Source organism: Streptomyces sp. SCSIO 75703, from assembly GCF_036607905.1.
Taxonomy (GTDB): domain Bacteria; phylum Actinomycetota; class Actinomycetes; order Streptomycetales; family Streptomycetaceae; genus Streptomyces.
Map to the genome: position 1 here is coordinate 5,407,714 of NZ_CP144555.1, position 17,492 is coordinate 5,425,205.

Here is a 17,492-nt window from a genome sequence, read left to right on the forward strand (position 1 = left end):
GGTATAGATCTGCTTCGGCGGGTTGTGACGGGTGGCTGGTCGTTGTTTGAGAACTGCACAGTGGACGCGAGCATCTGTGGCCAAGTTTTTAAGGGCGCACGGTGGATGCCTTGGCACCAGGAACCGATGAAGGACGTGGGAGGCCACGATAGGCCCCGGGGAGTCGTCAACCAGGCTTTGATCCGGGGGTGTCCGAATGGGGAAACCCGGCAGTCGTCATGGGCTGTCACCCGCTGCTGAACACATAGGCAGTGTGGAGGGAACGCGGGGAAGTGAAACATCTCAGTACCCGCAGGAAGAGAAAACAACCGTGATTCCGGGAGTAGTGGCGAGCGAAACCGGATGAGGCCAAACCTACGACGTGTGAGACCCGGCAGGGGTTGCGTCGTGGGGGTTGTGGGATCTCTTGTTCACAGTCTGCCGGCTGTGAGGCGAGTCAGAAACCGTTGATGTAGGCGAAGGACATGCGAAAGGTCCGGCGTAGAGGGTAAGACCCCCGTAGTCGAAACGTCAGCGGCTCGTTTGAGAGACACCCAAGTAGCACGGGGCCCGAGAAATCCCGTGTGAATCTGGCGGGACCACCCGCTAAGCCTAAATATTCCCTGGTGACCGATAGCGGATAGTACCGTGAGGGAATGGTGAAAAGTACCGCGGGAGCGGAGTGAAATAGTACCTGAAACCGTGTGCCTACAAGCCGTGGGAGCGTCGGAGCAAGGCTTGCCTTGCTCTCGTGACTGCGTGCCTTTTGAAGAATGAGCCTGCGAGTTTGCGGTGTGTTGCGAGGTTAACCCGAGTGGGGAAGCCGTAGCGAAAGCGAGTCCTAATAGGGCGGTGGAGTAGCACGCTCAAGACCCGAAGCGGAGTGATCTAGCCATGGGCAGGTTGAAGCGGAGGTAAGACTTCGTGGAGGACCGAACCCACCAGGGTTGAAAACCTGGGGGATGACCTGTGGTTAGGGGTGAAAGGCCAATCAAACTCCGTGATAGCTGGTTCTCCCCGAAATGCATTTAGGTGCAGCGTCGTGTGTTTCTTACCGGAGGTAGAGCACTGGATAGGCGATGGGCCCTACCGGGTTACTGACCTTAGCCAAACTCCGAATGCCGGTAAGTGAGAGCGCGGCAGTGAGACTGTGGGGGATAAGCTCCATGGTCGAGAGGGAAACAGCCCAGAGCATCGACTAAGGCCCCTAAGCGTACGCTAAGTGGGAAAGGATGTGGAGTCGCAGAGACAACCAGGAGGTTGGCTTAGAAGCAGCCATCCTTGAAAGAGTGCGTAATAGCTCACTGGTCTAGTGATTCTGCGCCGACAATGTAGCGGGGCTCAAGCGTACCGCCGAAGTCGTGTCATTGCGATATGTACCTCTAACGGGGATCGTGATGGGTAGGGGAGCGTCGTCTGCCGGGTGAAGCAGCACCGGAAGGTAGTTGTGGACGGTTGACGAGTGAGAATGCAGGCATGAGTAGCGATACAAACGTGAGAAACGTTTGCGCCGATTGACTAAGGGTTCCTGGGTCAAGTTGATCTGCCCAGGGTAAGTCGGGACCTAAGGCGAGGCCGACAGGCGTAGTCGATGGATAACCGGTTGATATTCCGGTACCCGCTGTGGAGCGTCAAACATCGAGCATCGTGATGCTAAGGCCGTGAAGCCGTCCTGGATCCTTCGGGTGAAGGGGAGTGGTGGAGCCGCTGAACCAAGCGGTTAGTAGGTGAGTGATGGGGTGACGCAGGAAGGTAGTCCATCCCGGGCGGTGGTTGTCCCGGGGTAAGGGTGTAGGCCGTGAGGTAGGTAAATCCGCCTCGCAATAGGCTGAGACCTGATGCCGAGCCGATTGTGGTGAAGTGGATGATCCTATGCTGTCGAGAAAAGCCTCTAGCGAGTTTCATGGCGGCCCGTACCCTAAACCGACTCAGGTAGTCAGGTAGAGAATACCGAGGCGTTCGGGTGAACTATGGTTAAGGAACTCGGCAAAATGCCCCCGTAACTTCGGGAGAAGGGGGGCCATTCCTGGTGATGATCTTTTCGGTCTGAGCTGGGGGTGGCCGCAGAGACCAGCGAGAAGCGACTGTTTACTAAAAACACAGGTCCGTGCGAAGCCGTAAGGCGATGTATACGGACTGACGCCTGCCCGGTGCTGGAACGTTAAGGGGACCGGTTAGCTTGGATTCGTCCAGGCGAAGCTGAGAACTTAAGCGCCAGTAAACGGCGGTGGTAACTATAACCATCCTAAGGTAGCGAAATTCCTTGTCGGGTAAGTTCCGACCTGCACGAATGGCGTAACGACTTCTCGGCTGTCTCAACCATAGGCCCGGTGAAATTGCACTACGAGTAAAGATGCTCGTTTCGCGCAGCAGGACGGAAAGACCCCGGGACCTTTACTACAGTTTGATATTGGTGTTCGGTTCGGCTTGTGTAGGATAGCTGGGAGACTTTGATGCATGCACGCCAGTGTGTGTGGAGTCGTCGTTGAAATACCAGTCTGGTCGTGCTGGATGTCTAACCTGGGTCCGTGATCCGGATCAGGGACAGTGTCTGATGGGTAGTTTAACTGGGGCGGTTGCCTCCTAAAGGGTAACGGAGGCGCCCAAAGGTTCCCTCAGCCTGGTTGGTAATCAGGTGTTGAGTGTAAGTGCACAAGGGAGCTTGACTGTGAGACCGACGGGTCGAGCAGGGACGAAAGTCGGGACTAGTGATCCGGCGGTGGCTTGTGGAAGCGCCGTCGCTCAACGGATAAAAGGTACCCCGGGGATAACAGGCTGATCTTCCCCAAGAGTCCATATCGACGGGATGGTTTGGCACCTCGATGTCGGCTCGTCGCATCCTGGGGCTGGAGTCGGTCCCAAGGGTTGGGCTGTTCGCCCATTAAAGCGGTACGCGAGCTGGGTTTAGAACGTCGTGAGACAGTTCGGTCCCTATCCGCTGTGCGCGTAGGAGTCTTGAGAAGGGCTGTCCCTAGTACGAGAGGACCGGGACGGACGAACCTCTGGTGTGCCAGTTGTTCTGCCAAGGGCATGGCTGGTTGGCTACGTTCGGGAGGGATAACCGCTGAAAGCATCTAAGCGGGAAGCCTGCTTCGAGATGAGGGCTCCCACCCACTTGATGGGGTAAGGCTCCCAGTAGACGACTGGGTTGATAGGCCAGATATGGAAGCACTGTAAAGTGTGGAGTTGACTGGTACTAATAGGCCGAGGGCTTGTCCTCAGTTGCTCGCGTCCACTGTGTTAGTTCTGAGGCAACGACCGTTGCCGGCTTTGAGTAGAACACCCAAGTGAAAAGTGTGCTTGTTCGCTCGAAACCATTAGGGTTTCGGTGGTTATAGCGTAGGGGAAACGCCCGGTTACATTCCGAACCCGGAAGCTAAGCTCTACTGCGCCGATGGTACTGCAGGGGGGACCCTGTGGGAGAGTAGGACGCCGCCGAACAATCTTTGGGAAGGACCCCTGGTCCCCAGCGTTCAGCTGGGGACCAGGGGTCCTTTCGTTTTTTCAGGGCACATCGGGCACCCGATGCGCGAGAATGCATGCAGTACCGAAGACAGGAGTCACCGATGTCCACCAACTCTCCCGACGACCGACCGGAGCGCGATCAGCGCCGACGGGACAGTGGTGACCGCGGTGACCGTGGCGGCTTCCGCCGCGACAACGACCGTCGTGGCTACGGCCGGCGTGACGACAACCGGGGTGAGCGGGCCGGCTTCCGCCGCGACGACACCCGCGGCGGCGACAACCGTGGTGGCGACAACCGTGGTGGTGGGTACGGACGGCGGGACGACCGCGACCGGGGTCCGCGCCGTGACGACCGTGCGCCTTTCCGTCGTGACGACCGGGACCGCGACCGTGACCGTGACCGGGGTGACCGTCCCGCCTTCCGCCGTGACGACCGTCGTGATGAGCGCCGGGACGACCGGCGTGATGACCGTCCGCCCTTCCGGCGGGACGACCGGGGCGACCGGGGTGACCGTCCCGCGTTCCGTCGCGATGACCGTCCGCCCTTCCGCCGTGACGACCGGCGGGACGACCGGGGTGGCTTCCGTGGCCGCGACGACCACCGTGGCGACCACCGTGACGACCGGGGCGATCGCGGGGACCGTCCCTCGTACCGCCGTGACGACAACCGTGGTGGTGGGTACGGACGGCGGGACGACCGCGACCGGGGTCCGCGCCGTGACGACCGTGCGCCTTTCCGCCGTGACGACCGGGACCGGGACCGCGACCGGGGTCCGCGCCGTGACGACCGTGCGCCTTTCCGTCGTGACGACCGGGACCGCGACCGTGACCGTGACCGGGGTGACCGTCCCGCCTTCCGCCGTGACGACCGCCGTGATGAGCGCCGGGACGACCGGCGTGATGACCGTCCGCCCTTCCGGCGGGACGACCGGGGCGACCGGGGCGACCGGGGCGACCGGGGTGACCGTCCCGCGTTCCGTCGCGATGACCGTCCGCCCTTCCGCCGTGACGACCGGCGGGACGACCGGGGTGGCTTCCGTGGCCGCGACGACCACCGTGGCGACCGCCGTGACGACCGGGGTGGTTTCGACCGGCGCGACGACCGCCGTGACGACCGGCGCGACGGCCGGCGGGACGAGCGCGGCGGCTTCGACCGGCGTGACGACCACCGGGGCGACCGGGGCGGCTTCCGTGGACGTGACGACCGTGGCGCGCGGGGGCCACGCCGGGACGACCGCGGTGGGCGACCGGGCGGTTTCCACGGCCGCGACGACCGTCAGGGCGGCGGACGCTTCCGTGAGGAGCGCGAGCGCGACCGGGAGCCGATCAAGCGGCTGCCGATCCCCGAGGACGTCACCGGCGAGGAGATCGACAAGGACGTGCGGCAGGAGCTCCAGAGCCTGCCCAAGACGCTCGCGGACGACGTCGCCCGCAACCTGGTGATGGTCGCGCGGCTCCTCGACGAGGACCCCGAGGGCGCCTACGCCTACTCCAAGGTGGCCCTGCGCCTGGCCTCCCGTGTCGCCGCCGTGCGCGAGGCGGCCGGTTTCGCCGCGTATGCCACCGAGAAGTACGGCGAGGCCCTGGCGGAGTTCCGGGCCGCCCGGCGGATGACCGGGTCCGTGGACCTCTGGCCGGTCATGGCCGACTGCGAGCGCGGCCTCGGCCGGCCGGAGAAGGCACTGGACATGGCCGGCGCCCCCGAGGTGCAGAAGATGGACAAGGCCGGGCAGGTCGAGATGCGGCTCGTCGCGGCCGGCGCCCGGCGCGACATGGGCCAGCTCGACGCGGCCATCGTGACCCTCCAGAGCCCCGAGCTGGCCTCCCAGTCCGCGCAGCCCTGGACCGCGCGGCTGCGGTACGCCTACGCCGACGCGCTGCTGGCCGCCGGCCGGGAGGACGAGGCCCGCGAGTGGTTCGCCAAGGCCGTCGAGTCCGACCGGGACGGCAGCACCGACGCCTCCGACCGGCTCGCCGAGCTGGACGGCGTCGACTTCGTGGACGCGCTCGACGAGCAGGCGGACCTCGACGAGCAGGCCGACGACGCCGACGACGCGGACGCCGGGCAGCCTGTGAGGGAAGAGCGCGCCGAGGGCGACGGCGAGCGGGACTGACCCGGGTCACCTCCCCACGGGGGCGGAGATCCGCGGCAGCGGACGGAGGGGGCGGAGCCGACGAGGCTCCGCCCCCTCCGTCCTTCCGTCGTCGCCGAGGTCACAGGTCCAGTGCGCGCAGCACCAGACCGGAGGCCGGTTTCGGGCCGAACGACGTGGACTTGCGGGGCATCGTGACGCCCTGCCGGGCCAGTGCGCGGACGACCTCCTCGCGGACGGGGTGCATGAGCACGGCCGTGCCGCCGTCGCGCTCCGCCTTCTCCACCGTGGCCGCCGTGTCGTGGATGTAGGAGACGTGGGCGGCGGAGTCGTCCGGGACGTGCCACACGTGGGCCAGGAGCGTGGCGTGCAGCACCGTGGCGTCCAGGGTGCGCCAGGCCGCGGGCCGGTCGGCCGGCACCGTGCGCTCCAGCAGTTCCGGTTCCGGCCGGTCCACGAGGTGGAAGGCGCCGTCCCCGGCGAGGAGAAAGGCGTTGCCGGCCTCCGCCGCCTCCCCGAGGGCGGCCATGGCCCGGGGGAGCGGGACGTCGAGGCGGCGGACCCGGAACCGGCCCTTCACGGCGGTCAGCGCGTCCGGCACCGCCAGTCCGTGCAGCAGCCGGTGGATGGCCCGCACCCGCAGCGGATGCCGGGTGGTGTCGACGAGGAGCACCAGTCCGTCGTCCCAGGGGCCGGGCGAGGGGTGCTCGGCACGCAGCGTGCGGTAGGTCGCCCAACGGTGGTGACCGTCGGCGATGAGGGCCTGGTGCCCGGCCAGTTCCCGTCGTACGAGGGTCGTTTCGGCCGGGTCGGTGACCGACCACAGGCGGTGGGCGTAGCCGTCCTCGGTGACCGTGGACAGCAGCGGTGGCCGGGCGGCGGCGCGTTCGACGACGCCGGTCGTGCCCGCCGTGGTGGCGTCGCCCCGGTAGGTGAGCAGGAGCGGCTCCAGGTTCGCCGAGGTGGCCCGCATCAGGGCGGCGCGGTCGGCGACGACGTGGGGCATGACGTCCTCGTGGGGCAGGACGACCCGCTCGGACGGGTCCGACACGCGCAGCGCGCCGATGAGGCCGCGTTGCAGCAGGCCCTCGCCGTCGCGCTGTTCGTAGACGTAGAGGGCCGGTTCCGGGTCCGGGCGCAGGACGCCCTCGGAGCGCCAGCGGGCGAGGGTCTCGGCGGCCTGCGCGTTGCGGGCCTCGGGCGTGGCGGCCTGGGGCAGGATCAGGCGGACGATGTTGTGCGGGTCGGCCGACTCCAGGTGCAGCAGACCGTCGGGGCGGACCACGACGTCGTACGGCGGGGAGGTCACGGCGGCCAGGCTGCCGACCCGGTCGGGGTCATAGCGGAGGCCACGGAACGGGGTGAGTTCCAGGCCCCGGGGCGTCGTTGCTTCCGGGTGACCTGCGATGTCCATCCCGGCATCGTACGTGTCCCGGGGCATGGGGGATGATCGGGGGAAAGCCGTCGAACGAGGAGCGATGCATCATGGGCCGCAGTGTCAGGACGAGTCCCCGGGGCAGCGGACGGGCCCTGAGCGAGGCGTACGACACGGCTCTGCTCGACCTGGACGGTGTGGTGTACGCCGGGGGGCACGCCATCGCGCACGCGGTGGACTCGCTCGCCGCGGCCCGCGCGGGCGGCATGCGGCTCGCGTACGTCACCAACAACGCGCTGCGGACCCCGGACACGGTGGCCGGGCATCTGACGGAGCTGGGCATACCGACCGGCGCGGACGAGGTGATCACCTCGGCGCAGGCGGTGGCCCGGCTGATCGCCGACGAACTGCCCGAGGGCGCCCGGGTGCTGGTGATCGGCGGCGAGGGGCTGCGGGTCGCGCTGCGCGAGCGGGGGCTCCTCCCGGTCGAGTCGGCCGACGAGGACCCGGCCGCGGTCGTCCAGGGCTACGGCGGCCCGGAGCTGCCGTGGGGGCGCTTCGCCGAGGCGTGTTACGCGATCGCCCGCGGTGTGCCCTGGTACGCCTCCAACACCGACCTGACGATTCCCGGGGCCCGGGGCATCGCCCCCGGCAACGGCGCCGCGGTCGAGGTCGTGCGGATCGCCACCGGCGCGGACCCGAAGGTGGCGGGCAAGCCGCTGCCGCCGATGCACCGGGAGACGATCCTGCGTACCGGTGCCCGGCGGCCCCTGGTGGTCGGGGACCGGCTGGACACGGACATCGAGGGCGCCTTCAACGGCGATGTCGACTCGCTGCTGGTGCTCACCGGCGTCACCGACGGGGCGCGGCTCCTGGCGGCGCCGCCCGAGCACCGGCCGACCTACGTCGACGCGGACCTGCGGGGGCTGCTCACCGGGCAGCCGGAGGTCGCCGGGGACGCGGAGGACGGTTTCCGCTGCGGCGGCTGGACGGCGCGGGCCGGTGACGGGCGGCTGGACCTGGACGGCGACGGGGCCGCGGAGGACGGACTGCGGGCGCTGTGCGCCGCGGCGTGGACGGCGGGCGGCGCGCGGGGGTGTGCGCTCGATTCCGGGAAGGCGCTGGCCCGGCTGGGGTGGTGAGGAGCGGGGCGTGGCGGGACCGGGGGCGGCGACCGAGCCGGAAGATAGGTTAGGTTAACCTAACCTGGTGTTGGTCGATCTCTCCTCCGCCGAGCGTGCGCCGGCCGCTCCCGCTCCGTCCGGGCGGCGGGCCGTGCGTGCCGCCGGGCTCCCCGTCTGCGTCGTGCTGCTGGCGCTCCTCGCCGTGGCGAGCGTCATGGTCGGTGCCAAGGACCTGTCGCCGGCGCAGGTGTGGCACGGACTGTTCCAGGACACGGGCACCTACGGCGACGCCGTGGTGGGCGAGCGGCTGTCGCGGACCGTGCTCGGGCTGCTCGCCGGTTCCGCGCTCGGCCTGGCCGGCGGCGTCCTCCAGGCGCTCACCCGCAACCCGCTGGCCGATCCCGGCCTGCTCGGCATCAACGCCGGTGCCTGCGCCGCGGTCGTCACGGCCATCACCTTCCTCGGCGTCACCTCGCCGGGCGGCTATGTCTGGTTCGCCTTCCTCGGCGCGGCGGCGGTCGGCGCGCTGGTCTGGTTCCTGGGCGGCGGGCGGGGCGTCACTCCGGTGCGGCTGGTGCTGGCCGGCACCGCGATCGGGGCGGTGCTCTTCGGCTACCTCCAGGCCGTCATGATCATGGACGAGGCGGCGCTGGCCCGGATGCGGTTCTGGACGGTCGGCTCGCTCTCGGCGGCGACCGGGCGGACGATCGTGGAGGTGCTGCCGTTCTTCGTGGTGGGCACGGTCCTCGCGCTGGCCCTGGCCCGGCCGCTCAACGCCCTGGAGATGGGCGACGACACCGCCCGCGCCCTCGGTGCCCACCCGAACCGCACCCGGGGCCTGGCCATGCTGGCCGCGACCGTGCTGTGCGGGGCGGCGACCGCGGCCTGCGGGCCGATCGTGTTCGTCGGGCTGATGGTGCCGCACGCCGTCCGCTCCTTCACCGGGCCGGACCTGCGCTGGATCCTGCCGTACGCGGCGCTCCTCGCGCCGGTGCTGCTGCTCGGCGCGGACGTGCTGGGCCGGATCGTCGTCCGGCCCTCGGAACTCCAGGTCGGCATCGTCACCGCCGTCCTCGGCGGCCCGGTCTTCCTCCACCTCGTCCGGCGCCGCAGGACGGTGACGCTGTGAGGGCCCGGCGCGTCGTGCGCGGCCCCGGTGGACTCTCCCTGTGCCTCGACGTCCGTACCGCCGTCGTCGTCGCCTTGCTGGCGGCCGCCGCGCTCGCCGTGAGCGTCCTGCTCGTCGGCACCGGGGACTTCCCCCTGCCGGCCGCCGACGTGCTGCGGACGCTGGCCGGCGAGGGCGGGGCCGGCCGGCGGTTCGTCGTGTGGGAACTGCGGCTGCCGCGGGTCCTGGTCGCGCTGCTGGCCGGCGCGGCGCTCGGTATCGCCGGTGCCGTCTTCCAGGCCGTCTCCCGCAACCCGCTGGGCAGCCCCGACGTGCTCGGGCTCGGACAGGGCGCGGCGGCCGGCGCGCTCGTCGTGATCGTGTTCTTCTCCGGCGGCGCCGCCCAGGTCGCCTTCGGGGCGCTGGCCGGGGGACTGGTCACCGGGCTCGCCATCCACCTGCTCGCCTGGAAGCGGGGCGTGCACGGGTACCGGCTGGTCCTGGTCGGCATCGGCGTCTCGGCGATCGTCACCGCCGTCAACGGCTACCTCCTGACCCGGTCCGACATCGTCGACGCGGCCCGCGCGGTGGTCTGGATGACCGGGTCCCTCGACGGCCGTGACTGGGCGCAGGTCGGGCCGCTGTTCGCGCTGTGCGCCGTCCTCGTGCCGCCGGTGCTCGCCGGCGGACGGGCGCTCAGGGCGATGGAGATGGGCGAGGACGCCGCGCACGCCCTCGGGGTACGGGTGGAGCGGGCACGGACGCTGCTGCTGGTGGCCGCCGTCCTGCTCACCGCTTCCGCCACCGCCGCCGCGGGGCCGGTCGCCTTCGTCGCGCTCACCGCCCCGCGGCTCGCCCGGCGCCTGACCCGCGCCACCGGGCCCCACCTGCTGCCGTCCCTGTGCATGGGCGCGGCGCTGCTCGTCACCGCCGACTGGATCGCGCAGCGCGCCTTCGGCGCCGAGCGGTTGCCGGTCGGCGTCGTCACCGGCGTCCTCGGCGGCGCCTACCTGCTGTGGCTGCTGGTCACCGAGCGCCGGGCGGGCCGGATATGAGCGCCGGCGCGGGCGGACCGCACAACCCGAGGAGCACCGTGGACCGACTTTCCGCCGAGGGCGTCACCCTCGCCTACGACCAGCGCGTCATCGCCGAGCGGCTGTCGGTGGCGATACCCGACCACTCCTTCACGGTGATCGTCGGCCCGAACGCGTGCGGCAAGTCGACCCTGCTGCGGGCGCTGGCGAGGATGCTGCGGCCCAGCGAGGGCCGGGTGCTGCTCGACGGGCAGGTCATTCAGTCGCTGCCGGCCCGGCAGGTCGCCCGCACCCTCGGCCTGCTGCCCCAGTCCTCCCTCGCGCCCGACGGCATCACCGTCGCCGACCTCGTCGCCCGCGGCCGGTACCCGCACCAGGGCCTGCTGCGCCAGTGGTCCGCCGAGGACGAGCGGGTCGTCCGGGAGGCGATGGACCGCACCCGCGTCGGCGAACTCGCCGACCGGCACGTCGACGAACTCTCCGGCGGCCAGCGTCAGCGGGTGTGGATCGCCATGGCGCTCGCCCAGCAGACCCCGCTGCTCCTGCTCGACGAGCCGACGACCTACCTGGACATCCAGCACCAGATCGACGTGCTCGACCTGTGCGCCGAACTCCACGAGGAGCGGGGCCGCACCCTCGTCGCCGTCCTGCACGACCTCAACCACGCCGCGCGCTACGCGACCCACCTGATCGCGCTCAGGGACGGGCGGGTCGTCGCCCGGGGCGCGCCCCGCGACATCGTCACGGCCGCGCTGGTCGAGGAGGTCTTCGGGCTGCGCTGCCAGGTGATCGACGACCCGGAGACGGGGACGCCGCTGGTGGTCCCGGCGGCACGCGGGGCCCGCCTCGCCGGGGGAGCCGCCGCTGCCGGAGCGGCCGGGGGAGCCGCCGCTACAGGAGCTTCCTGAGCCGGAGCAGATCGCGCAGGCCCGCCTCCAGCTTGACCCGGCCCGAGCCCCAGGCGCGGGCGAACTCCAGCTCGCCGTCGACCAGGGCGACCAGATCGTCTCCGGTCATCGCCAGCCGGATCCGCGCCCGCTCGCGCGGCGGTCCCGGCAGGGTCTCGCGCACCTCGATCCGGCCGTCGGCCATCCGGCCCGCGAAGGTGACGTCCAGGTCGGTGACGTGGCAGCTCACCGTGCGGGCCGGCCCGGCGGCGGCCCGCACGTCGCCGTCGGCGCCGCCCATGTTCCCGGCGAGCCGTTCCAGCGCGGCGCGGCACTCCTCGATCGTGGCCATCGCGCACGACGGTACCCCAGGGGTTCGCGGTAGCGTCGGGGCATGAGCGACGCAGCCGCCGTGCCGGAGGGCCCCGCAGACCCGCCCGGCCGGCCACCCGGGACAGACGGCGGGGCGGACGGGCGGGAGCCCGCCGCACCCGCCCCGCTGGGCGTGCCGCGCACCCCCACCGGCCACGCCGCGGTGGACGACCGGCTGCGGCGGCTGGCCGACGCCGACCACCTCGCCACCGAGGGACACGTCGAGGTGTACGAGGATGTGCACCGGGGCCTGCGCGAGGCGCTCGCCGCGCTCGACACCCGTCCGGGCCCGCCGTCTCCCGCGCCCCGACCGACCACCACCCCCCGGCCGGGCCCCGCCGGGCCCGCCCCGGGACCGCCGTACGCACAAGGGAGCTGAACCGAACGTGGCAGGAGTCGCACGCCGCCGTCTCGACGCGGAACTGGTCCGCCGCGGACTCGCGCGCTCGCGCGAGCACGCGAGCCAGTTGATCGCCGCCGGCCGGGTCGCCGTCGGCAAGACCGTCGCGACCAAGCCCGCCACCCAGGTGGAGACCGCCGCGGCCATCGTCGTCACCGCCGACGACGGCGATCCCGACTACGTCTCGCGCGGCGGCCACAAGCTGGCCGGCGCCCTCGCCGCCTTCCGGCCGCGCGGGCTGGTCGTCGAGGGCCGGCGCGCGCTCGACGCGGGTGCCTCCACCGGCGGCTTCACCGACGTCCTGCTGCGCGCCGGGGCCGCCCACGTCGTCGCCGTGGACGTCGGGTACGGACAACTCGCCTGGTCTCTGCGGCAGGATGAACGCGTCACCGTCAAGGACCGTACAAACGTACGTGAGTTGACGACCGAGGCGATCGATGGGGAGCCCGTGGACCTGGTGGTGGGGGATCTGTCCTTCATCCCGCTCGGACTGGTGCTGCCCGCCCTGGTGCGGTGCACGCGACCGGACGCCGACCTGGTGATGATGGTGAAACCGCAGTTCGAGGTGGGCAGGGAACGCCTCGGCAGCGGGGGAGTGGTGCGCAGTGCGCAGTTGCGGGCCGAGGCCGTGTGCGGGGTCGCCCGCCGGGCCGGGGAACTGGGGCTCGGGGTGAAGGGGGTCACCGCCAGTCCGCTGCCGGGGCCCTCCGGGAACGTCGAGTACTTCCTGTGGCTGCGGGCCGGGGCAGACCCGCTGGACCCGGCCGACGTCGACCGTGCAGTGGCGGAGGGGCCGCGTTGAGACCGAATCCAGCTCGTACTGTTTTCCTGCTCGCCCACACCGGGCGCCCGGCCGCCGTGCGCAGCGCGGAACTCGTCGTCAAAGGGCTGCTGCTCGCCGGGCTCGGCGTGCGCGTCCTGGAGGCCGAGGCCCGCGACCTGCCGCTGCCCGAGGAGGTGGAGCTGGTCCGGGAGGCCACGCCCCAGTGCCTGGACGGCTGCGAACTGCTGATCGTGCTGGGCGGTGACGGCACGCTGCTGCGCGGCGCCGAGTTCGCCCGCGCCTCCGGGGTGCCGATGCTCGGCGTCAACCTCGGCCGGGTCGGCTTCCTCGCCGAGGCCGAACGCGACGACCTCGACAAGGTCGTCGACCGGGTGGTGAAACGGGCCTACGACGTCGAGGAGCGGATGACCGTCGACGTCGTCGTGCACCGCAACGGCGACATCGTGCACACCGACTGGGCGCTCAACGAGGCGGCCGTGCAGAAGGTGTCCGCCGAGCGGATGCTGGAGGTCGTGCTGGAGATCGACGGGCGGCCGGTGACCGGGTTCGGCTGCGACGGCATCGTCCTGTCCACGCCCACCGGCTCCACGGCGTACGCGTTCTCCGCGGGCGGGCCGGTGGTGTGGCCCGAGGTGGAGGCGCTGCTGATGGTGCCGATCAGCGCGCACGCCCTGTTCGCCAAGCCGCTGGTGACCTCGCCCGACTCGGTGCTGGCCGTGGAGGTGCTGCCCCACGTGCCGCCGGGCGTGCTCTGGTGCGACGGGCGGCGCACGGTCGAACTGCCGCCGGGCGCGCGGGTCGAGGTGCGGCGCGGCGCGGTGCCGGTACGGCTGGCCCGGCTGCACCACGCCTCCTTCACGGACCGGCTGGTGGCCAAGTTCGCGCTGCCGGTCTCCGGGTGGCGCGGCGCGCCGCAGTAGGCGGCCCCGGCGCGGACCACGACGCGGTGTGACGGCCCGGCGCTCCCCCGCGGGGGCGGGCCGCGTCGCACGGCACGGGGAAAACCTCGTATGGTCTGGGACGTGCTGGAGGAGATGCGGATACGGTCACTGGGAGTCATCGACGACGCCGTCGTGGAGCTGTCGCCGGGGTTCACCGCCGTCACGGGTGAGACGGGCGCGGGCAAGACCATGGTGGTCACCAGCCTGGGGCTGCTGCTCGGTGGACGCGCGGACCCGGCGCTGGTGCGGATCGGCGCGAGGAACGCGGTCGTCGAGGGGCGGATCGCCGTGCCCGAGGCGGCCTCGGCGGCGGCGCGGGCCGAGGAGGCCGGTGCCGAGCTGGACGACGGGGCGCTGCTGATCAGCCGTACCGTCTCCGCCGAGGGCCGGTCCCGGGCCCACCTGGGCGGCCGGTCGGTGCCGGTCGGGGTGCTCGCCGAGCTGGCCGACGAACTGGTGGCCGTGCACGGGCAGACCGACCAGCAGGGGCTGCTCAAACCGGCCCGGCAGCGGCAGGCCCTCGACCGGTACGCGGGCGAGGCCGTGGCCGGTCCCCTGGCCCGGTACACCGAGGCGTACCGCCGGCTGCGGGCCGTCGCCGGCGAGCTGGAGGAGATCACCACCCGGGCCCGGGAACGGGCCCAGGAGGCCGATCTGCTGCGCTACGGCCTCGACGAGATCGCCGCCGTCGCACCGCGCCCCGGCGAGGACCGGGAGCTGGCGGAGGAGGCGGAGCGGCTCGGGCACGCCGAGGCGCTGGCCTCCGCCGCCACCGTCGCCCACGCGGCGCTCGCCGCCGACCCGGAGGACCCGGAGGGCGTCGACGCCTCGACCCTCGTGGCGGGCGCCCGGCGCGCCCTGGACGCGGTGCGGTCCCACGACCCCGCGCTGTCCGCCCTCGCCGAGCGGATCGGCGAGATCGGCATCCTGCTCGGCGACGTGGCCGGGGAACTCGCGGGGTACGCCGACGACCTGGACGCCGACCCGCTGCGGCTGGCGGCGGTCGAGGAACGCCGGGCCGCGCTCACCGCGCTCACCCGCAAGTACGGCGAGGACGTCGCCGCGGTGCTGGAGTGGGCCGAGACGGGCGCCGCGCGGCTGACCGAGCTGGACGGCGACGACGAGCGGACCGGCGAGCTGACCGCCGAGCGGGACGCGCTGCGGGCCGAGCTGGGCGGGCTGGCGCAGGCGCTGACCGACGCGCGCACGGAGGCCGCCGAGCGGTTCGCCGGGGCGGTCACCGCCGAACTGGCCTCGCTGGCCATGCCGCACGCCCGCGTGTCCTTCGCCATCCGGCAGACCGAGGACCCGGAGGGCGTCGAGGTCGGCGGGCGCGCCGTCGCCTACGGCCCCTCGGGTGCCGACGAGGTCGAACTGCTGCTCGCCCCCCACCCGGGGGCGCCGCCCCGGCCCATCGCCAAGGGCGCCTCCGGCGGTGAGCTGTCGCGGGTGATGCTCGCCGTCGAGGTGGTCTTCGCGGGCACGGACCCGGTGCCGACGTACCTGTTCGACGAGGTCGACGCGGGGGTCGGCGGCAAGGCCGCGGTGGAGATCGGGCGCCGGCTGGCGCGGCTGGCGCGGACCGCGCAGGTCGTGGTGGTCACGCACCTGCCGCAGGTGGCGGCCTTCGCCGACCGGCAGTTGCTCGTGGAGAAGACGGACGACGGCTCGGTGACGCGGTCCGGGGTCAAGGTCCTGGAGGGCGAGGAGCGCGTCCGGGAGCTGTCGCGGATGCTCGCCGGACAGGAGGACTCCGAGACGGCGCGGGCCCACGCCGAGGAACTGCTCGCCGCCGCGCGGGCGGACGCGTAGCGGTGCCGTACGGGCGGACCGGACGGGCCCGGCGGATGGGGCGGGCCGGCGCCGGAGTGCTCGTGGCCGCCGCGCTCACCCGGGCCGGGGCGGCCGCGCTGCGCGTCACGCGGCCGGGCGGGCGCCGGCTCTGGGAGCGGACCAACTTCGCCGGGCGGACCGTCGGCCTCCACACCGGGCCCGCCGCGGCCGGCGCGGCGGCCCTGGTCGCCGCAGGGGCGGGTCCCGCCGCGGGGCTCGTGGTGCTGGCCGCCGGAGCCCTGGGCGCCTACGACGACGTCGCCGGGGCCGGGGACCCGCGGCGCGGCTTCCGCGCCCATCTGTCGGCGCTGGGCGCGGGCGAGGTGACCAGCGGGGCGGTGAAGCTGTTCGGGATCTCCGCGGCGGGGCTCGCCGCCGGGGCGGCGCTGCGGGAGCGGCCGGTGGACCGGGTACTGGCGGGTGTCGTCATCGCGGGGGCGGCGCACTTCGTCAACCTCGTCGACGTGCGCCCCGGGCGGGCCGCCGGGACCGTCCTCGTGCTCGCCGCGCCGGGAGTGTGGCGCGGGGGACCCGGCGAGCGGGCCGCCTCCGCCGCGGCTGGGGCCGCCCTGGCCGTCCTCCCCGGCGACGCCGCCGGGCGGACGATGCTCGGCGACACCGGGGCGCACGCGCTGGGCGCGGCCCTGGGTGTCGCGGTCGCCGCCGGGAGCGGCCGGGCGGGTCTGGCCGCCCACGCCGCGGCCGTGGTGGCCGCCGCGGTGTGCGGGGAGCGGGTGAGCACCTGGGCGCGTTCACTCGCGTGAGTGAATCCGTGCTGTCGTGTTGCCCCGCCGGTGGCATGCCGAAAGCATTCGTCGTTCCCGGAACACCCGTACGTGCTGGCATCCTTGACGGAGTGACGGCCAGGCGACGGTGCGCGTTTCCGCTCCGCCCCCGCCCCCTGGGCGCCCTTCGAAGCCGTTCGACAGTGAACCAGGAGCCCCGGTCAGGTGACCCCCGTCAGCAGCCTCTCACCGCACGGCCGGTCGCCGCTGCACGTCGTGCAGGTGCTGGGCGCCGGCAACGCCGGCGGCGCCGGGCACGTGCGGTCCCTGGCCGCGGGGCTCGTCGCACGGGGCGTGAAAGTCACGGTGTGCGCCCCCGCCGAGGCCGAGTGCACCCACGACTTCACCGGGGTGGGCGCCGTCCACGCCGCCGTGCCGCGCAGCACCGACCCCGGCGCCCTGGCCGTGCTGCGGGCGGTCAGCGCGGGCGCCGACCTGGTGCACGCCCACGGACTGCACGCCTCCTTCCGTACCGTGCTGGCCCTCGGCGGGCGGAGCACCCCGCTCGTCGTCACCTGGCACGACCGCGCCCACGCCGAGGGTGCCCGCGCGCACCTGCTGCGGCTGCTGGAGCGCCGGGTGACGCGGACGGCCTCCGTGGTGCTCGGCGCCACCTCCGCGCTGGTCGACCGCGCCCGGCGCACCGGCGCCCGGGACGCCCGGCTCGGCCCGGTCGCCCTGCCCGCCCGGCCCCGGCCCACCGCCGATGCGGCCGACCCCGACCAGGCGCGGGCCAAGATCCGTGCCGAACTCGGCGCCACCGGACGCCCCTTGCTCCTCGCGGCGGGCCCCCTGGAGGAGCACCGGGGCTACGACGTCCTGCTCGACGCCGCCCGCCACTGGCGCCGCCTCGACCCGGAACCGCTGGTCGTCGTGGCCGGGGAGGGGCCGCTGCGCGCCGCGTTGCAGGGGCGGATCGAGGACGAGGAACTGCCGGTCACCCTCGTCGGCCCGCGCGACGACGTCCCGGACCTGCTGGCCGCCGCCGACCTCGCCCTGCTGCCCAGCCACCGGGAGCCGGGCCGCGCCCCGCTCGCCCAGGAGGCCCTGCACGCGCGCGTGCCGCTGGTCGCCAGCGACGCCGGGGCCATCCCGGAACTCGTCGGCGACGCCGCCGCCCTCGTCCCGCGGGGGGACGGGGACGCGCTCGCCGACGCCGTCGCCGGGCTGCTGGCGGACCCGGACCGGCGCCGCCGGCTCGTGGACCGGGGCGTGCGGCAGGCGGCCACCTGGCCGACCGAGGATGAGACGGTCGCCCAGGTCCTCAGCGTCTACGACGAGCTGACCCTGCCCCAGCCGTTCCTGTGACGCC

14 protein-coding genes and 2 rRNA genes are annotated in these 17,492 nt (G+C 72.3%); 13 read left to right on the plus strand and 3 right to left on the minus strand.

Annotation, left to right across the window (positions count from 1 at the left end; all coding sequences use genetic code 11):
- Positions 1-78 precede the first annotated feature (78 nt).
- Positions 79-3,199 (plus strand): 23S ribosomal RNA (locus VM636_RS23795).
- Positions 3,200-3,303: 104 nt separating this feature from the next.
- Positions 3,304-3,420: ribosomal RNA gene (gene rrf, locus VM636_RS23800) — 5S ribosomal RNA — on the plus strand.
- A gap of 119 nt (positions 3,421-3,539) precedes the next feature.
- Here the strand turns inward: rrf and VM636_RS23805 are convergent.
- A complete protein-coding gene (locus VM636_RS23805) occupies positions 3,540-4,706 on the minus strand; it encodes a hypothetical protein (RefSeq protein ID WP_338486491.1) in 1,167 nt (388 codons plus the stop codon).
- Positions 4,707-4,778: 72 nt separating this feature from the next.
- Between VM636_RS23805 and VM636_RS23810 the strand changes: the two genes are divergently transcribed.
- Positions 4,779-5,558 carry a tetratricopeptide repeat protein gene (locus tag VM636_RS23810; RefSeq protein ID WP_338486437.1) on the plus strand — a complete coding sequence of 260 codons (780 nt, stop codon included), beginning with the start codon at positions 4,779-4,781 and terminating at the stop codon, positions 5,556-5,558.
- Positions 5,559-5,658: 100 nt separating this feature from the next.
- Here VM636_RS23810 and VM636_RS23815 read toward each other — a convergent pair whose 3' ends face one another.
- A complete protein-coding gene (locus VM636_RS23815) occupies positions 5,659-6,951 on the minus strand; it encodes a DUF1015 domain-containing protein (RefSeq protein WP_030417956.1) in 1,293 nt (430 codons plus the stop codon).
- Between the two features lie 71 nt (positions 6,952-7,022).
- On the opposite strand from VM636_RS23815, the gene VM636_RS23820 reads away from it, so the two are divergent.
- The 4 genes from VM636_RS23820 (at position 7,023) to VM636_RS23835 (ending at position 11,086) form a co-directional block, all read left to right on the plus strand.
- Positions 7,023-8,054: an HAD hydrolase-like protein gene (locus VM636_RS23820; RefSeq protein WP_030417957.1), complete on the plus strand. Its 1,032-nt coding sequence runs from the start codon at positions 7,023-7,025 to the stop codon at positions 8,052-8,054.
- A 67-nt stretch (positions 8,055-8,121) separates the two neighbouring features.
- Positions 8,122-9,165, plus strand: a complete 1,044-nt coding sequence (locus tag VM636_RS23825) for an iron chelate uptake ABC transporter family permease subunit (protein ID WP_030417958.1) — start codon at positions 8,122-8,124, stop codon at positions 9,163-9,165.
- A complete protein-coding gene (locus tag VM636_RS23830; protein WP_030417959.1) occupies positions 9,162-10,199 on the plus strand; it encodes an iron chelate uptake ABC transporter family permease subunit in 1,038 nt (345 codons plus the stop codon). Before VM636_RS23825 ends, VM636_RS23830 begins: the two co-directional genes overlap by 4 nt.
- Positions 10,196-11,086 carry an ABC transporter ATP-binding protein gene (locus VM636_RS23835; protein WP_030417960.1) on the plus strand — a complete coding sequence of 297 codons (891 nt, stop codon included), beginning with the start codon at positions 10,196-10,198 and terminating at the stop codon, positions 11,084-11,086. The genes VM636_RS23830 and VM636_RS23835 overlap by 4 nt, the downstream gene beginning before the upstream one ends.
- Here the strand turns inward: VM636_RS23835 and VM636_RS23840 are convergent.
- Positions 11,070-11,417 (minus strand): sterol-binding protein, encoded by a 348-nt coding sequence (locus VM636_RS23840; RefSeq protein ID WP_030417961.1) that lies wholly within the window; start codon positions 11,415-11,417, stop codon positions 11,070-11,072. The genes VM636_RS23835 and VM636_RS23840 overlap by 17 nt on opposite strands.
- Positions 11,418-11,459: 42 nt before the next feature.
- Between VM636_RS23840 and VM636_RS23845 the strand changes: the two genes are divergently transcribed.
- The 6 genes from VM636_RS23845 to VM636_RS23870 all read left to right on the plus strand — a co-directional run bounded on the left by VM636_RS23845 (position 11,460) and on the right by VM636_RS23870 (position 17,488).
- Positions 11,460-11,816: a hypothetical protein gene (locus tag VM636_RS23845; RefSeq protein ID WP_338485632.1), complete on the plus strand. Its 357-nt coding sequence runs from the start codon at positions 11,460-11,462 to the stop codon at positions 11,814-11,816.
- Positions 11,817-11,823: 7 nt separating this feature from the next.
- The gene (locus VM636_RS23850) at positions 11,824-12,639 is read left to right on the plus strand and encodes a hemolysin (protein WP_030417963.1); all 816 of its coding nucleotides are present in this window, start codon (positions 11,824-11,826) and stop codon (positions 12,637-12,639) included.
- The gene (locus tag VM636_RS23855; RefSeq protein ID WP_030417964.1) at positions 12,636-13,541 is read left to right on the plus strand and encodes an NAD kinase; all 906 of its coding nucleotides are present in this window, start codon (positions 12,636-12,638) and stop codon (positions 13,539-13,541) included. The genes VM636_RS23850 and VM636_RS23855 overlap by 4 nt, the downstream gene beginning before the upstream one ends.
- 90 nt (positions 13,542-13,631) lie before the next feature.
- Positions 13,632-15,374 carry a DNA repair protein RecN gene (recN, locus tag VM636_RS23860; RefSeq protein WP_338485635.1) on the plus strand — a complete coding sequence of 581 codons (1,743 nt, stop codon included), beginning with the start codon at positions 13,632-13,634 and terminating at the stop codon, positions 15,372-15,374.
- Positions 15,375-15,409: 35 nt separating this feature from the next.
- Positions 15,410-16,159: a hypothetical protein gene (locus VM636_RS23865; protein WP_338486439.1), complete on the plus strand. Its 750-nt coding sequence runs from the start codon at positions 15,410-15,412 to the stop codon at positions 16,157-16,159.
- A 186-nt stretch (positions 16,160-16,345) separates the two neighbouring features.
- On the plus strand, positions 16,346-17,488 hold the full coding sequence (locus VM636_RS23870; RefSeq protein ID WP_030417967.1) for a glycosyltransferase family 4 protein: 1,143 nt from the start codon (positions 16,346-16,348) through the stop codon (positions 17,486-17,488).
- The last annotated feature ends 4 nt before the right edge of the window (positions 17,489-17,492 follow it).